Genomic DNA, 15689 nt, shown 5'->3' with positions numbered 1-15689 from the left:
TCTCAAAAGTGGAAATACTAGAGCCTAAAGGGTGATAGACACTTTTGGGAGGTATGATGCCATTATGAAACAAATTTTATTAATTACGGACGGTTGTTCCAATGTCGGGGCTAGCCCGGTCATGGCCGCAGCTCATGCACTGCAGGAGGGAATTACGGTAAATGTTGCCGGTGTGATCGATTACGGGACGATTGGAGAGCTGGGAAGCTTGGAAATCACTGAAATTGCCAAGGCTGGCGGGGGGGTGAGCCACATCGTGGGGACCAGACAACTGGCCCAGACGATGCAGATGATGACGCGTAAAACGGTGGTTCAGACGATACAGCAGGCGGTTAATAAGGAGTTAAAGACGATTTTGGGGGACGGATCCTTGGAGGAGCTTCCGCCCCAGCAGCGGTCCCAGGTCGTTCAAGTCGTGGATGAGCTGACTGAAACGACGCCGCTGCAGGTTGCCCTGTTGATTGATGCCAGTGCCAGCATGAAGCCGAAGCTGGCTGCGGTCGAGGACGCCATCCGGGATTTGATGCTCAGCCTGCAGGCAAGAGAAGGCCGCAGCGAATTGGCCGTATTCCATTTTCCCGGTCGCAACAGCACAGAGGACGCCGTCATGGACACCGATTGGATCCAGGATCTTGGCGGGGTGCGTAATCTATTTCAACGAATCCAAATGAAAGGGGCCACGCCAACCGGACCGGCGATTCTGAAGGTGATTGATTTCTTCCGTTATGGTACACTAGACGGACAAACCTGGCGGGGAAATGACGGAGAAGGAGAAGGGATGCTCGGTGACTACGTCGTCTAGACCGGCATATCCGGCCGGAACGGTAATTACGGGAAAATGGCATAACAACCGCTTTGTGATCCGGCGAGTGCTTGGACAGGGCGGCAACGGCATCGTGTACCTCGTTCACAAGGCCGGATACCGGAATTTGTACGCGCTGAAAATGGGGTATGACACGCTGGATCTGCAGTCGGAGATCAATGTGCTGACCTCATTGCAGTCACAGAGCAGGCACCAGGACGGACTGAAGGGGAGCTTCAAAACTCCGTTTCTGCTGGAAGTGGATGATTTTACGGGAATGGGTAAAGAAGTGCCATTCTACGTGATGCGTTATATTGAGGGGAATCCGATCCATCATTTTATCCGCCGGCGGGGCGAGGAATGGGTTGGAATTACAGGGCTGCGGCTGCTCGAAAAGCTGACCGGCCTGCATCGGCTCGGGTTCATATTCGGAGACCTTAAGCCCGACAATGTCATGGTATCGGATTATGGGCAGGTGGAATTGATCGATTACGGCGGCGTCAGTAAAATCGGACGCAGCGTCAAGCAGTTCACGGAGTGGTATGACCGGGGTTACTGGAATGCCGGCAGCCGCAGCAGCGATGAAGCTTACGACTTGTTCGCTTTCGCCGTGCTGATGATCCAGCTTCTGAATGAAGAGGGACTGAAGGCGGCCTGCGCCCAGCTGCTCCCGCAGACGCGGAACTGTTCTGAACTGCTCAACCTGATCGGCCGGAGCCCGAGACTGAAGCCGTATGCTCCATGGCTGCGCAAAGCGGTCCAAGGTGAATTTCCGGGGTCCAGGGAGGCGCTGGCCGCGTGGAAACAGCAAATTTATGCACCGGCCATTTCCGGGAGAGCCCCGGGGAAGACGCCGAGGTGGCTGATCAATACGTTTGCCTTCTCAGTCATTATGCTGGGAGCTGCGGTGTACTTTGTATTTTTTAAATGAGCAAAACCAGATCGGTGAGCTGTATAATAGAAGATATTGATACATAGGCATGAATGCGAAAAAAGGAGAACATGGATGGAGAGCAGGCAGAAGTTCAGCACAATTAAAGAGCAAGTGCTCCGCACGGCGGAAGAGCACCGCTTATGGTCTCCCCATGACACCCTCGTAGTCGCAGTATCCGGAGGTCCGGACTCTGTGGCTCTTTTGCATGTTCTGAAGGACATTTCCGAAACGGCGGTCCCCCTTAACCTCATTTGTGCCCACGCTCACCATGGGCTGCGGCCGGAAGCGGATGAGGAAGCCGAACTGGTCCGGCGGCTGGCCGCGGAATTAGGTATCCGGTTTGAGATGGCCAGAGTCGACGTACCCTCTTATATGAAGGCGAGCGGCAAGGGGGTGGAGGAGGCGGCCCGGTTCAAGCGCTATGAATTTTTGTTTGAAACGGCGCAGGCCTGCGGCGCCAACACTATCGCTTTGGCCCATCATGCCGACGATCAGGCGGAGACGGTGCTGATGCATTTGCTGCGCGGAAGCGGGCCGGGGGGGCTCCGGGGAATCCGGTTCAAAAGACGGGAAAAAAATGTGGAACTTATCCGCCCTTTCTTACGTATATACAAAACAGACCTCGTGGATATGTGTGAGCAGAAAGGTTATCCATACGCTGTCGACCAGACCAACTTCCAGACCGAGTACAGACGGAATGCAATCCGTCTGGATGTCCTGCCTTATTTAGGGCAATATAATAGTCGGATTGTTCAATCGATCAATCAGATGGCTGACATTATCGGCCCGGAAGACGACTTCGTGGAACAGGCAGCGGTGAACGCATACCGCGAACTGGTACAGTGTAATCATGGAAGGCACGCTTTTCGGGCGCCTTCCTTTTTGGCCTTACATGTCGCTTTACAACGGAGGTTGATTAAACTAATATTAAATTATCTGTCGCCGGGTTCCGAAAACACCGATTATCACAAGATCGAAACCATTCGGCACGGGATTCATCAGAAAGACAGCACAACATGGCACCTGGATCTGGGCTGCGGCCTGGTCTGCATACGCGAATACGATTGGATAACGTTTATGCACGGGATGCCGGAGAAGATGATTGGCTATACATATCGGTTGGATGCAATCGTCCCGGAGTTGTGGTTGCAAGAAATAAGGAAAGTCCTGAGAATGGCGGAGCATACGCCTGAAGTAAATCAATTGTCCAAGATGGCGTTAGACGGTCATCAAGCGGTTTTTGACGCCGATGAGCTGCAGTTTCCGCTCACGATCCGTTCAAGACAGCCTGGGGACACAATGAGAATCATGGGATTAAACGGAAGCAAAAAGGTAAAAGATATTTTCATTGACGCGAAGATACCTCCATCCATGCGCTCCCGCATACCGGTTCTTGTTGACGGTTCAGGCAGCATCGTATGGATCCCGGGTGTACGGCGTTCGATTCATGCCGCTGTAGGTGCGCATACATCGACAGTGCTTCACCTTTCCCTGGAGGATGCGGGGAATGCGGAGTAACTGTAATGGTCATTGTTAGGCTTTCATAGTATAACGTAGGAGGTTCGCTCAGTTGCAAAACGATATTCAAGAAGTTCTGATCAGCGAAGAAGAAATCCAGAAGAAAATTAAGGAACTCGGTGCCGAGCTGAGCTCGGTATATGAGGGTCGCAACCCTCTTGTGATTTGTGTACTCAAAGGCGCGTTTATTTTTATGGCGGATTTGGTTAAAAATATGACAGTACCTATGGAACTCGATTTCATGGCCGTATCCAGTTACGGGGCGCAGACCAAGTCTTCGGGCGTTGTCAAAATCATCAAGGATTTGGATGTCCCGGTTGAAGGACGTGACGTGCTGATTGTCGAAGATATTATCGACAGCGGTCTCACGCTGAGCCATCTGATTGAGCTGCTCAAGAGCCGCAACGCCAAATCGACGTGCGTGGTTACGCTCTTTGACAAACCTGCCCGCCGAACAGTGAAGCTCGAGGCGGATTATACCGGATTCGTACTCCCTGACGCGTTTGTTGTCGGATACGGTCTGGATTACGCTGAGCATTACCGGAACCTGCCCTACATCGGGATCTTGAAACCGGAAATCTATACCCACTAATTGCGCTACTCAAGCCCATGAGCTTAAGCACGCTCATGCCTTTACCACCTCTATTTGAGATGGTCAGACAGGCTATGGTAAAATAATTAAAGTGTTTTGAGAGGAGGTAGGGGATGAATCGGTTCATCCGGAATTCTGGTTTTTATTTGATTCTTTTTTTAGTTGTGGTGGGCATAGTCCAGTTTGTCAGCAACAGCGGTGAATCTGCTGACAGCCCTAGATACGATCAATTGCGCCAGCAAATCGCTGCTGGTAACGTATCGGAAATTACGGTTCAATTCGACGGTTACGCCTATCTGGTAACCGGTAAATATAAGAATAAACCGGCCGACGTTAAATCAGAGAATTTCTCGACCTACACTCCGGCTACAGATGCTGCAATCGAAGAGCTGGTAGCTGCCAGTGACAAAACCGGCATGAAATTCACCCAGAAGAAGATGGAAGGCGAAAGCGTCTGGCTGACGCTGCTCTCTTCCCTGATTCCTTTGGTTATTATGTTTATTCTCTTCTTCTTCCTGTTCAATCAAGCGCAGGGAGGCGGGGGCAAGGTAATGAACTTCGGCAAGAGCCGCGCCCGTCTATATAATGAAGAGAAGAAAAGGGTTACCTTTGAGGATGTTGCGGGAGCTGACGAAGAGAAGCAGGAGCTTGTCGAAGTCGTTGAGTTCCTGAAGGATCCGCGGAAATTTGCCGCAGTAGGTGCCCGTATTCCTAAAGGGGTTCTCCTTGTAGGCCCTCCAGGTACAGGTAAAACCCTCCTCGCCCGCGCCGTAGCGGGTGAAGCCGGAGTTCCGTTCTTCAGTATCTCCGGTTCGGACTTTGTGGAAATGTTCGTCGGGGTCGGTGCATCCCGTGTGCGTGACTTGTTCGAGAACGCCAAGAAAAATGCACCATGTATTATCTTCATTGACGAGATTGACGCCGTAGGTCGTCAGCGCGGTGCCGGACTCGGCGGCGGGCATGACGAACGCGAGCAGACGCTGAACCAGCTCCTCGTTGAGATGGACGGTTTCGGCGGCAACGAAGGTATCATCATCGTGGCTGCAACGAACCGTGCCGACATCCTCGACCCTGCGCTTCTGCGTCCAGGCCGTTTTGACCGTCAAATTACGGTCGATCGTCCAGACGTGAAAGGCCGCGAGGCGGTACTGAAGGTTCACGCACGCAACAAGCCGCTGACCAAAGATGTCAAGCTGGATGTTGTGGCTAAACGTACGACAGGCTTTACCGGCGCCGAGCTGGAGAACCTGATGAACGAAGCGGCGCTGCTTGCTGCACGCCGTAACCGTAAAGACATCTCCATGCGAGAAGTTGATGAGGCGATTGACCGTGTCATCGTCGGTACCGAGAAGCGCAGCCGCGTGATCAGCGACCGGGAGAAGCGGATTGTCGCTTACCACGAAGCCGGTCACACGATCGTGGGCTACTTCTTGGAGCATGCCGATATGGTACACAAGGTAACGATCATTCCGCGCGGACGCGCCGGCGGATATGTCATCATGATGCCGAAGGAAGACCGGATGCTTGTGACCAAGCAGGAGCTGCTTGATAAGGTGACGGGTCTCCTGGGCGGCCGGGTCTCCGAGGAGCTGTTTATCGGTGAAATCGGAACAGGCGCATACAGCGACTTCCAGCAGGCTACGGGCATCGTCCGCAGCATGATTATGGAATACGGTATGAGCGAGAAGCTTGGACCGCTTCAGTTTGGGTCCTCGCAAGGTCAGGTATTCCTGGGCCGTGACCTCGGTCACGAGCAGAACTACAGTGATTCGATCGCTTACGAGATCGACCAGGAAATGCAGCGCATGACAAACGAGTCCTACGAGCGGGCGAAAGAACTGCTGACGAAGTACTCGAAAGAGGTTCACCTCATCGCCAACACGCTGCTTGAGAAGGAAACGCTGGAACTGGATCAAATCAAGGAATTGATCGAGCAGGGTTATCTTTCCGAAGACGGTCCGAAAGAGGGCGGAGATGGTGAAGGTTCTTCCGAAAGCGGCGCCCCAGTGATCGACAACGTCGGTGACGTGCGTGTACGCATTCAGGGCAAGGATAATACCAGCCTGCCAACGGAAGAAATTCCGAACGATGTTCCATCCAACTTGCCGAATGACCCGCCTAGCGATATCAACACGGATACACCGGGCGACATTCCAAATAACAATGATGGGACGAATGAGAATCCAGGTTCGGGCAACGGCGGAACACCGCCGGAATCCAGATCCTAATCCCAATGCAACAACAGCCCGGAGACGGTTAGCCGTCCCCGGGTTTTTTGTGTCGTTTGCCAGGGAATAAGAGCGGGGGCCATTTGGGGTGTTTAAGCATTGAAGCCGATAGCGTTCCGCCTTAACTCTGTCGCACCAGTTATTTTTTTTGAGGCATAGTAGCGATTGGGGCGGCTACATTCTCCAAATAGAAGCGAGGCGGCCTAATCGGACGGAATCGAGCGGGAAGCTTTGTTTTCTTTCGGCTAGATAGCATATAAAGATCATTTTAGTCAATTGACAGTATCGTGAACCTTGTGTAAATTAGTTGATAAACAAGATGGTCTCGAGGTTGCAACGGGCAACTTTGGGAGAATTTTCACAAACTATTCATGATGTTATGAGGTTATGAAGCCATCAACCGGGTAAAATCATGGGATTTCAGAGGGAGTGGGTTACTGGTGGAAGCTCTGGCACTGGAGCATAAGCAGGAACAAAAGCGGGAACTGACGGAGAAGCTGCTTAAGCTGAAGAAGGAAAGAAACGCCATTATTTTGGCGCATTATTATCAAAGGGATGAAATTCAGGAAGTAGCGGATTTCCGTGGCGATTCCTTCCTGCTTGCCCAGAAAGCGGCTCAAACCGATGCGGAAGTCATTGTCTTCTGCGGCGTTCATTTTATGGGTGAAAGCGCTAAGATTCTGGCTCCGAACAAAACGGTGCTGATTCCGGATGAGCGTGCAGGCTGTCCAATGGCCGATATGGTCAACGTGGACGGACTCCGCAAACTGAAAGCGCAGCATCCTAACGCCAAAGTGGTTACGTATATCAACTCTTCGGCAGAGATCAAGGCGGAAACGGATATTTGCTGTACCTCTTCTAATGCGGTAAAAGTGATTCAATCGGTCGATTCCGATGAGATCATCTGGGTACCGGACAAAAATTTGGGTCACTATGTGCAGCAGCATACCGACAAAAAGCTCATCATTTGGGAAGGGTACTGCAATACGCATGATATGCTGACGGTAAAAGACGTTGTGGAGATGAGAGCCAAATATCCCGACGCCGAGTTTGTCGTACACCCGGAATGCCGTCCGGAGGTCGTGGCTATGGGCGATTTCGTCGGCAGCACTACGGCAATTTTGGAATACTGCAAAAAATCAAGCAGCAAACAGTTTATCGTCGGAACCGAAGACGGTACCGGATACCAGCTTCGTCTCGACAGCCCGGATAAGGAGTTTCATTTCGCCACCAAGTTTTTGGTATGCCCGAACATGAAGGTGAACAATCTGAAAAAACTGGTGAAGTGTCTGGAAACCATGAAGCCGCAAATCTACGTGCCGCCGGTTGTTGCAGATAAAGCCAGAACTTCTTTAGAGCGCATGTTACAAGTACAGTAGCATGCGCTACTCTTTCTCTTAAGACAGGTGAACAGGCACATGATTCCACAATATCTGGTTGACTTTGATCTGCAGACTTTGCCCCGGACCAAGACGGATGTCATCGTCATCGGCTCGGGCATAGCCGGACTGTTTACGGCGATTCAGGCAAGCCAGGACCGGCACGTCATCATGATCACGAAAAAGGCACTGCTCGAAAGCAACACCCGGTACGCACAAGGGGGGATTGCCGCGGTCATTTCGGAGGACGATTCCCCACAGTATCACCGGCAGGATACGCTGATGGCAGGGGCAGGGCTGTGTTCATCCTCCTCGGTGGACCTCTTGGTCAATGAAGGCCCTGAGGGCGTCAAGGAGCTGATCCGGCTCGGCACAACGTTTGACCTGGAGAACGGGGAGCTTGCCCTGACCCAGGAAGGCGCGCACAGCCACCGGCGGATTTTGCATGCCAACGGGGACGCGACCGGCTACGAAATTGTCAGAGCGCTGGCCGAGAAAGTGGCGGAGCATGATCATATTGAGGTATGGGAGCATCACTTTGTAATAGACGTTATTACAGAAGACGGCGAGTGCAAGGGAGCACTGGTTCAGCGTCCCGACGGGCAGCGGATCTTTGTGCAGGCGAACGCGACCGTGCTTTGTTCCGGCGGCGCGGGACAGCTCTACCGGTACACCACCAATCCGGAAGTGGCCACGGCTGATGGTGTGGCGATTGCCTATCGGGCGGGGGCTGAGGTACGGGATATGGAGTTTATTCAGTTTCACCCGACGGCTCTCTGTTATCCGGGTGCTCCGAGGTTTTTAATCTCCGAGGCGGTTCGGGGCGAAGGCGCCGTTCTGCGGAATATTAAAGGCGAACGTTTTATGGAAAAATACCATGAGCTGCTCGAATTGGCGCCGCGCGACATTGTCGCCCGGGCGATCCTCAGCGAAATGGAAGAAACGAAATCCACCTTCGTCTATTTGGATATCACTCATGAGCCGGAGGATATGCTTAAGCATCGGTTTCCGACCATTTACGAAACGTGCATGACTTACGGATTGGATATGTCGACGGACTGGATTCCAGTGGCTCCGGCTGCGCATTATATGATGGGCGGCGTCAAAACGGACCTGAACGGTGAGAGCAGCATCAAGCGGCTGTTTGCCTGCGGCGAAGTGTCCTCGACCGGCGTGCACGGCGCCAACCGACTGGCCAGTAACTCGCTCTCCGAAGCGATCGTGTTTGGACGGCGTATTGTGAACCGCCTGCAGGAACTGTCCCCGCTGGACTGGGAACCCAAAGATATCCGGGTCGATGAGGGGCGCCTGGAATCGCCAAGGCAGGCCATTGTAGAGCGCCGGCTCAAGCTTCAGAAAGTTATGGTGCGTTATGTTGGACTGCGCCGGAACAAGACGCTGCTGCTGAAGGGGCTGGATGAACTGAAGCGCCAGCTGCCGATTTTCCAGTCCGGACTGAGCAAGCGTGAGGAATTTGAATTTGCCAACATGCTGACCAGCAGTCTGCTGGTGACCAGCGCGGCATTGTCCCGGGAAGAGAGCCGTGGGGCGCATTACCGCGAAGACTTCCCACTGCGGGATGACGAAGGCTGGCGCAAGCATCTGCTGCAGCGGCGGGATCAAGAAATAGTGGAGGAAATCAGCGATGACGTTTAACGGTTATGATGAAAGTCTTGTGGAATCCATCCGGCTGTGGCTGAGAGAGGACGTTGGATCGGGAGATGTGACGACGCTGTCGACCATCCCGGCAGGACATGAATCCAAGGGAATCATTCATGCCAAGGAAGATGGCGTGATAGCTGGACTTCCCGTATCGGAGCTCGTGTTTCAAGTCGTGGACCCTGCGCTCACGTTCACGCCTCAAGTATCGGAAGGCGATTTCGTAAAGAAGGGAACGGTACTCGCTGTCGTGGAAGGCAGCACGCACCGGATTTTGACGGGGGAGCGGCTGGCCTTGAATTTGCTGCAGCGCCTGTCAGGCATTGCGACCCGGACACGTTCGTTCGTGGATGCGCTGGAGGGCCTGCCTACCCGCTTGGTCGATACCCGGAAGACGACGCCGGGACACCGCATGCTGGAGAAATACGCGGTGCGCGTCGGCGGGGGAGCCAACCACCGTTTCGGGCTGTATGATGCTGTGATGATCAAGGACAACCATATTAAAGGCGCCGGCGGAATCCGCCAGGCCGTGGAGCGTGCCCGGGCGTTTATCCCGCATACGATGACCATCGAAGTGGAGACGGAATCGCTTGATCAGGTTGAGGAAGCGCTGGAAGCCGGTGCGGACATCATCATGCTGGATAACATGAGCCAGGATCTGATGAAAGAGGCCGTCCGGCGTATTAAGGCCAAGTCCCCGCATGTGACCGTGGAGGCCTCCGGCAACGTGTCTTTGAAGACTGTGAAGGGGATCGCGGCCTGCGGCGTCGACGTCATTTCGGTCGGCAGACTGACGTATTCCTTCGACAGTCTGGACATCAGCCTCGATCTCAATGCGGTGAAGGAGGGATAGCCCCCGTGATTCTGGTGATCGACATCGGGAATACGAACATCGTCTTGGGGATATACAGAAACCGGGAGCTATTGCATCATTTCCGTCTCAGCACGGTCAATCATTCCACGCCGGACGAGTACGGCATTATGTTCCGGAACATGTTTCAGATGTCCGGGATCCCGGTCAGCGACATTGAGGGCGTGATCATTTCTTCGGTGGTGCCGCCTATGGTCCATGTCATTGAGGAGATGTGCCAAAAATATATCCACCATTCGCCGCTCATCGTGGGACCGGGGATTAAAACCGGGCTCAATCTGCGTTACGAAAATCCGCGCGAGGTCGGGGCTGACCGGATCGCCAACGCGGTTGCCGCCGTGGAGAAGTACCAGGGCCCGCTCGTCGTGATCGACTTTGGCACGGCTACCACCTTTGACTGCATTGATGCCAAAGGCGCCTATCTCGGCGGCCTGATTGTCCCGGGCATCGGCATTGCGACCGAAGCGCTGTATCAGCGCGCATCGAAGCTGCCTCGGATTGAGCTTGAGAAGCCCAAAAAGGTCATCGGACGAAATACTGTCCATGCGATGCAGGCAGGCATTATTTTCGGATATGCCGGGCAGGTTGACGGCGTTGTAGAGCGGATTCGCGGCGAGATGCAGGTGCCCTCCTTGAAAGTGGTCGCAACGGGCGGACTGGCGGATCTGATCGCCAGTGAAACGAAGGTTATCCAGGAAGTGAATCCGCTTCTGACGCTCGACGGCCTCCGGATTATTTATGAGCGCAACCGCTGAATTGCCAGAAAGATCAACCGGATCACCAAAAAGGCCTGTTTTGCGGTAAAATAGATAGATAATGGCAGAGCCTTCCCGGCTCATCCAATAAAGGAGGCAGTACACATAATGGAAAACAAACAGGACCGCCTCATCCGGGGCACGGCCATGAACGGACGGGTCCGGGCTTTCGCGGTGAGAACGACGGCTCTCGTTGACGAGCTTCGCAGAAGGCATGATACGTGGCCTACCGCCACAGCGGCGCTGGGACGCACGCTGACAGCCGCTGGTATGATGGGCGCCATGCTGAAGGGCAAGGAAAAGCTGAGCATTCAAGTCAAGGGCGACGGACCGATCGGACAGATCGTCGTAGAAGCCAACTCCTTTGGCGAAGTGACGGGATACGTCACTAATCCGCATGTCCATTTGCCCAGCAACAGCCAGGGAAAACTCGACGTAGCCGGCGCGGTTGGCCGTGAGGGATACCTGCACGTAACGAAAGACCTGGGCCTCAAAGAGCCTTACCGCGGAAGCGTACCGATTATTTCGGGAGAGCTCGGAGAGGACTTTACGTATTATTTTGCCGTATCGGAGCAAACCCCTACTGCGGTTGGCCTGGGCGTACTCGTCGCTCCCGACAATTCCGTGCTCGTGGCCGGTGGCTTTATCATTCAGCTGCTTCCGGGCCTTTCCGATGAGGAAATCACGGCGATCGAGCAGGCGGTAAGCGCGATTCCGCCGGTAACCACCCTGCTGGACCAAGGACTGGAGTTGGAAGATATGCTGAAGCAGCTGCTTCCCGATGTAGAGGTTCTCGAAGAGATGGACATCATGTTTCGCTGTCAGTGCTCTCGTGACCGGGTAGAGCAAACGCTGGTCAGCCTGGGCCAAGCGGAACTGGAGCGTTTGATCGAGGAAGATGGACAGGCGGAAGTGGTGTGCCATTTCTGCAATGAAGCGTATGATTTTGACAGGGAACAACTGCAGCAGATTCTTGAACAAGCCATGAAGTAAGGGGCGGGTTCGATGATATGATAACCAGACAGGAGAAGGGGCTGTGGGCCGCGGTCATTATTTTGGCAGCGGGCGTGTTGTTTATGGGGAGTCTGATTGTCATCCGTGGACTTAAACCGGCAGATGAGCCGTCACCGGCTGAAGACAAGCAAGCAGGGGCGGATGCGGTGGCGTCTTTTAACGGCAGCACCATTACGGAAAGCGATTGGGTCGAGGAGCTGAAACGGACGCACGGGGAGGAAGCATTGACGCAGATGCTGAATCACAAGGCGGTATATGCGGAAGCCCAGTCCCTGAAAATTAAGGTGACCCCGGAGGAAGTGACGGAGGAGATTAACCGGGAAATGCAGGGTTACGCTTCCCCGGACGACTATTATCGGGAGATGGCCGACCAGCTGAACCTGACTCCCGAGGAAATCCGGGCGGAAACCGAGTACCGTCTCACACTGCAAAAGATCGCAACCGCAGGAATTCGCATCACGGATGCGGAGGTACAGCGTTATATCGATCAGCATCAAGAGGAGTTTGCAGCCAAGAAGGCTTATCATCTTGCCTGGATTCAGACGGATACCGAAGATGAGGCGAATCGGGTGCTTGACCGCCTGCAGCAGGGAGAGGATTTCAGCACGCTGGCGGCAGCGTACTCCCTGGATGAATTTACACGCGATCAAGGCGGTGACCTGGGGACGGTGGAAGAGGATGATCCTTTTATTGCTCCGGAAGTACTGCAGACAGCCTCAACCCTGAAGCCAGGGGACGCAGCGGGTCCGGTACGGCTAAATGACGGATATGCGGTCGTCCAGCTGATCAGCGTGGAGAACGGCAGTACCAAGAGCAGCGAGGAGATCATTCTGGAGGCCCGCAAACAGCTGGCCTTAAGCGAGGCTGTCCCCCTTTCGCAGCTGGAAGAACAGTTGAGAAACAAATATGACGCCAAAATTTTGATCAAAATATCGCCATCCAAAGCATCCTGAAACGACAGAAGCGGCAGGCAAGATGATGTGCCCTGGCTTACATACGTTTTCAGGATGTTTTCTTTGTTTACAACCAGGCCTTACGTCCGGGTTCGTATTGACATTGAGGTGGAAGGTTGATAAGATGAAGGTATAAATACCTACTTATTTACTCGGATATAGTTTGATCCAAGCCAGCCAGATTCTCTTTCTAGAATTTTGTATACAGCAGTTATTCATCAAATTCATTATAAACAGGGAGGATTTACCTATGGCTAAGGTCGTCAACAACGTAACGGAATTAATCGGAGGAACACCCCTTGTCCGGCTGAACCGGCTTGCACCGGAAGACAGCGCGGAAATTTACTTGAAGCTGGAATATCAAAATCCGGGCTCCAGCGTTAAGGACCGGATTGCGATCAGCATCGTCGAACAAGCGGAGAAGGACGGCCTTCTGAAGCCTGGCGGTACGATTGTGGAAGCGACAAGCGGCAACACCGGTATCGGTCTGGCTATGGTAGCTGCAGCCAAAGGCTACAAAGCCGTGATCGTCATGCCTGAAACGATGAGCCTTGAGCGCCGCAACCTGCTTCGCGCCTACGGTGCAGAATTGGTTCTGACACCGGGAGCTGAAGGCATGAACGGTGCCGTTAAGAAAGCCGAAGAAATCGTGAAGGAAAATCCGGATTACTTCATGGCTGAGCAGTTCAAAAACCCGGCCAACGTGAAGATTCACCGCGAAACGACGGGTCCGGAAATTGTGGAAGCGATTGAATCCATCGGCGGCTCCCTCGACGCCTTCGTGGCAGGAATCGGAACGGGCGGAACGATTTCCGGTGCCGGCGAAGTGCTGAAGAACCGCTTCCCTGACGTCAAGATCGTGGCTGTTGAGCCTGCGGCTTCTCCAATTCTGGCAGGAGGCAAACCAGGACCGCACAAAATTCAAGGTCTGGGCGCCAACTTTATTCCGGATATCCTTAACCGTGACATCTACGATGAAATCATTCACGTGGAGAACGACGAAGCCTTTGAAACGGCACGCCGTATCGCCAAAGAAGAAGGCGTCCTGTCCGGTATTTCTTCCGGCGCTGCCGTGTTCGCCGCACTTCAAGTGGCCAAAGAGCTCGGTAAAGGCAAACGTGTCGTGGTAGTCATCCCAAGTAACGGCGAACGCTATTTGAGCACACCGCTGTATAACTTTGAGGCGTAATTAGCGTCTTATACATTGTAAAAACTCTCGCCCCTGCTGCCGGTCTATCCGGCTGCAGGTTTTTTTTGTTCATGCAGCTGCTCATTGGCAGCCAAATCAGGCATCTTTTTGGAAAAAGTCTTTTCAAACCTGCCGACTCCAAGTATACTGACAACCAATAGACGGGTCTTGTTACTAAAAGGGGATCAGAAAATGAAGAGAAATAAGCGCGGTTTGATCACCTTGGATCAATGGATGACTTGGGCCGCAGAGGGCATTACGATGTTTCCATATGTGCTGTCGTCCGGAGGATGGGACCGGCAGGAAGAAGGGGAGCTCCCGGCGGCTTGGACGTCAGCCTGGGAACAGGCTTCGCCCTATTCCTTCGTACTCGAGAGCGGTAAGGAGGGGCGGTATACCTACCTGGGGCTGCGGCCGGTGTCGGTTCTTCACGGAAAAGATCACGGTGGCGTTGTGACGCACGTGCTGAGCGGGGCGACTGAGAAGGTGGACGGAAGTCCGCTGCAGGTGCTGCAGCGGTGGATGGCGCCGTACCGGGCTCCCCAGCAGCCGGATCCAGATTTGCCGCCCCTTCTTGGAGGATGCGTTGGTTTTCTAGGGTATGACATCGTTCGTTCCCTTGAAAATCTGCCGTCCACCGCGGCCGATCTTCCGGCATTCCCGGATTATTTGTGGATGCGGATGGAAGAGTTGTGGGTACATGATGCAGACAGCCAGAAGGTGTACTGCACGGTCCATGTGCATTTTGATGCAGAAGGGCTGGACAGGGATCTGATCGGGCAAAGGCTGGGTGTTCTTTACGAGGAGGCTGCCGAGCGTGCCCGGTCCATGCAGTCGTTGTGGCTGTCCATGGTGAACCTGGACGACGGGATCCAGGCCGAAGCGGACCGGCGGCGAAAGCAGGCGGAGGAGCTGTCTCCACGGCAGGAGTGGCCGCAGCTGCGTACCGGATTCCCGCAGGAATCCTTCGAACAGGCTGTGCGGGCCATCCAGCAGTACATTCGCGAAGGGGACGTCTTCCAGGTGAATCTGTCGCTCCGTCAGGAGCTGGACCTCCATTCGCCGCCGGAGCAGGCCTATGAATGGCTCCGCCTGCTGAACCCTTCCCCTTACATGGGGCTTCTGCGCTCTCCGGGATTCACGCTGGTCAGCGGCTCTCCGGAACTGCTGGTGAAGCTTCAGGGGGAGCGGATCAGCACCCGCCCGATCGCCGGCACGAGGCGCCGGGGTCTGACCCCGCAGGAGGATGCGGCTATGGCGGCCGAGCTGCTGGGCAGCGAGAAGGAGAGAGCCGAGCATATCATGCTGGTGGATCTCGAACGTAACGATCTGGGGAAGGTAGCGGCGTACGGCTCGGTGCACGTCCCGGAGCTGATGACCGTCGAGCATTACTCCCATGTGATGCATCTCGTTTCTCAGGTGGAAGGCCGGCTCGCTCCGGGCAAAGGCGTGTACGACGTGATCGCGGCTTTTTTCCCGGGAGGAACCATCACGGGCGCCCCTAAGGTGAGGACGATGGAGATCATCGAGGAGCTGGAACCCGTAAGGCGCGGGCCATACACCGGCTCAATCGGCTGGATTGACTACAACGGCAATATGGAATTAAATATTATCATAAGAACGATGGCCGTCCTGGAAGGTACGGGATATATCCAGGCCGGGGCGGGAATCGTCATCGATTCCGACCCTTACCGGGAATACCGGGAATGCCAAAACAAAGCTAAAGGCATGATCCTGGCGGTTCTCGCAAGCGAAAAGGAATCCGCCGCCAAATCTGGGATAAGGGGATGAGCAT

The 15689-nt window shown here is 54.2% G+C and carries 13 protein-coding genes; all 13 read left to right on the top strand.

All coding sequences use genetic code 11. From position 1 onward, the window contains the following. The first annotated feature begins 64 nt into the window (after positions 1–64). The gene (locus tag GCU45_RS16680) at positions 65–802 is read left to right on the top strand and encodes a vWA domain-containing protein (protein ID WP_152399700.1); all 738 of its coding nucleotides are present in this window, start codon (positions 65–67) and stop codon (positions 800–802) included. After that, positions 786–1733, top strand: a complete 948-nt coding sequence (locus GCU45_RS16675; protein WP_152399699.1) for a serine/threonine protein kinase — start codon at positions 786–788, stop codon at positions 1731–1733. The genes GCU45_RS16680 and GCU45_RS16675 overlap by 17 nt, the downstream gene beginning before the upstream one ends. 75 nt (positions 1734–1808) lie before the next feature. Then, the gene (gene tilS, locus GCU45_RS16670; protein ID WP_152399698.1) at positions 1809–3254 is read left to right on the top strand and encodes a tRNA lysidine(34) synthetase TilS; all 1446 of its coding nucleotides are present in this window, start codon (positions 1809–1811) and stop codon (positions 3252–3254) included. A gap of 52 nt (positions 3255–3306) precedes the next feature. Further along, complete coding sequence (gene hpt, locus GCU45_RS16665; RefSeq protein ID WP_076176679.1) at positions 3307–3846, top strand: hypoxanthine phosphoribosyltransferase; 540 nt, start codon at positions 3307–3309, stop codon at positions 3844–3846. Positions 3847–3959: 113 nt separating this feature from the next. Continuing rightward, positions 3960–6074, top strand: a complete 2115-nt coding sequence (gene ftsH / locus GCU45_RS16660; RefSeq protein ID WP_145029930.1) for an ATP-dependent zinc metalloprotease FtsH — start codon at positions 3960–3962, stop codon at positions 6072–6074. Between the two features lie 440 nt (positions 6075–6514). Then, the gene (gene nadA / locus GCU45_RS16655) at positions 6515–7453 is read left to right on the top strand and encodes a quinolinate synthase NadA (protein ID WP_145029928.1); all 939 of its coding nucleotides are present in this window, start codon (positions 6515–6517) and stop codon (positions 7451–7453) included. 39 nt (positions 7454–7492) lie between these two features. After that, the gene (gene nadB, locus GCU45_RS16650; RefSeq protein ID WP_145165236.1) at positions 7493–9109 is read left to right on the top strand and encodes an L-aspartate oxidase; all 1617 of its coding nucleotides are present in this window, start codon (positions 7493–7495) and stop codon (positions 9107–9109) included. After that, a complete protein-coding gene (nadC, locus tag GCU45_RS16645; RefSeq protein WP_152399697.1) occupies positions 9099–9965 on the top strand; it encodes a carboxylating nicotinate-nucleotide diphosphorylase in 867 nt (288 codons plus the stop codon). Before nadB ends, nadC begins: the two co-directional genes overlap by 11 nt. A gap of 5 nt (positions 9966–9970) precedes the next feature. After that, positions 9971–10738 carry a type III pantothenate kinase gene (locus GCU45_RS16640; protein WP_145950194.1) on the top strand — a complete coding sequence of 256 codons (768 nt, stop codon included), beginning with the start codon at positions 9971–9973 and terminating at the stop codon, positions 10736–10738. Positions 10739–10846: 108 nt separating this feature from the next. After that, the gene (gene hslO / locus GCU45_RS16635) at positions 10847–11731 is read left to right on the top strand and encodes an Hsp33 family molecular chaperone HslO (protein ID WP_152399696.1); all 885 of its coding nucleotides are present in this window, start codon (positions 10847–10849) and stop codon (positions 11729–11731) included. Positions 11732–11748: 17 nt separating this feature from the next. Next, positions 11749–12705 (top strand): peptidyl-prolyl cis-trans isomerase, encoded by a 957-nt coding sequence (locus GCU45_RS16630; protein WP_152399695.1) that lies wholly within the window; start codon positions 11749–11751, stop codon positions 12703–12705. A 250-nt stretch (positions 12706–12955) separates the two neighbouring features. Beyond that, positions 12956–13894 (top strand): cysteine synthase A, encoded by a 939-nt coding sequence (cysK, locus tag GCU45_RS16625; protein ID WP_152399694.1) that lies wholly within the window; start codon positions 12956–12958, stop codon positions 13892–13894. Between the two features lie 192 nt (positions 13895–14086). Further along, complete coding sequence (locus GCU45_RS16620; RefSeq protein ID WP_152399693.1) at positions 14087–15685, top strand: anthranilate synthase component I family protein; 1599 nt, start codon at positions 14087–14089, stop codon at positions 15683–15685. The last annotated feature ends 4 nt before the right edge of the window (positions 15686–15689 follow it).

Origin of the sequence: Paenibacillus cellulositrophicus, assembly GCF_009363095.1 — a bacterium.
Classification (GTDB): domain Bacteria; phylum Bacillota; class Bacilli; order Paenibacillales; family Paenibacillaceae; genus Paenibacillus_AQ; species Paenibacillus_AQ favisporus.
The sequence above is the reverse complement of the archived record's forward strand: the minus strand, read 5'-3'. Positions and strand labels throughout refer to the sequence as shown.

What these genes read in the sequence shown, in the direction of transcription:
- GCU45_RS16680 (WP_152399700.1), top strand. Translation starts at nt 65, where the DNA reads ATGAAACAAATTTTATTAATTACGGACGGTTGTTCCAATGTCGGGGCT.
- nadC (WP_152399697.1), top strand. Translation starts at nt 9,099, where the DNA reads ATGACGTTTAACGGTTATGATGAAAGTCTTGTGGAATCCATCCGGCTG.
- GCU45_RS16620 (WP_152399693.1), top strand. Translation starts at nt 14,087, where the DNA reads ATGAAGAGAAATAAGCGCGGTTTGATCACCTTGGATCAATGGATGACT.
- tilS (WP_152399698.1), top strand. Translation starts at nt 1,809, where the DNA reads ATGGAGAGCAGGCAGAAGTTCAGCACAATTAAAGAGCAAGTGCTCCGC.
- nadB (WP_145165236.1), top strand. Translation starts at nt 7,493, where the DNA reads ATGATTCCACAATATCTGGTTGACTTTGATCTGCAGACTTTGCCCCGG.
- ftsH (WP_145029930.1), top strand. Translation starts at nt 3,960, where the DNA reads ATGAATCGGTTCATCCGGAATTCTGGTTTTTATTTGATTCTTTTTTTA.
- GCU45_RS16630 (WP_152399695.1), top strand. Translation starts at nt 11,749, where the DNA reads ATGATAACCAGACAGGAGAAGGGGCTGTGGGCCGCGGTCATTATTTTG.
- cysK (WP_152399694.1), top strand. Translation starts at nt 12,956, where the DNA reads ATGGCTAAGGTCGTCAACAACGTAACGGAATTAATCGGAGGAACACCC.
- hslO (WP_152399696.1), top strand. Translation starts at nt 10,847, where the DNA reads ATGGAAAACAAACAGGACCGCCTCATCCGGGGCACGGCCATGAACGGA.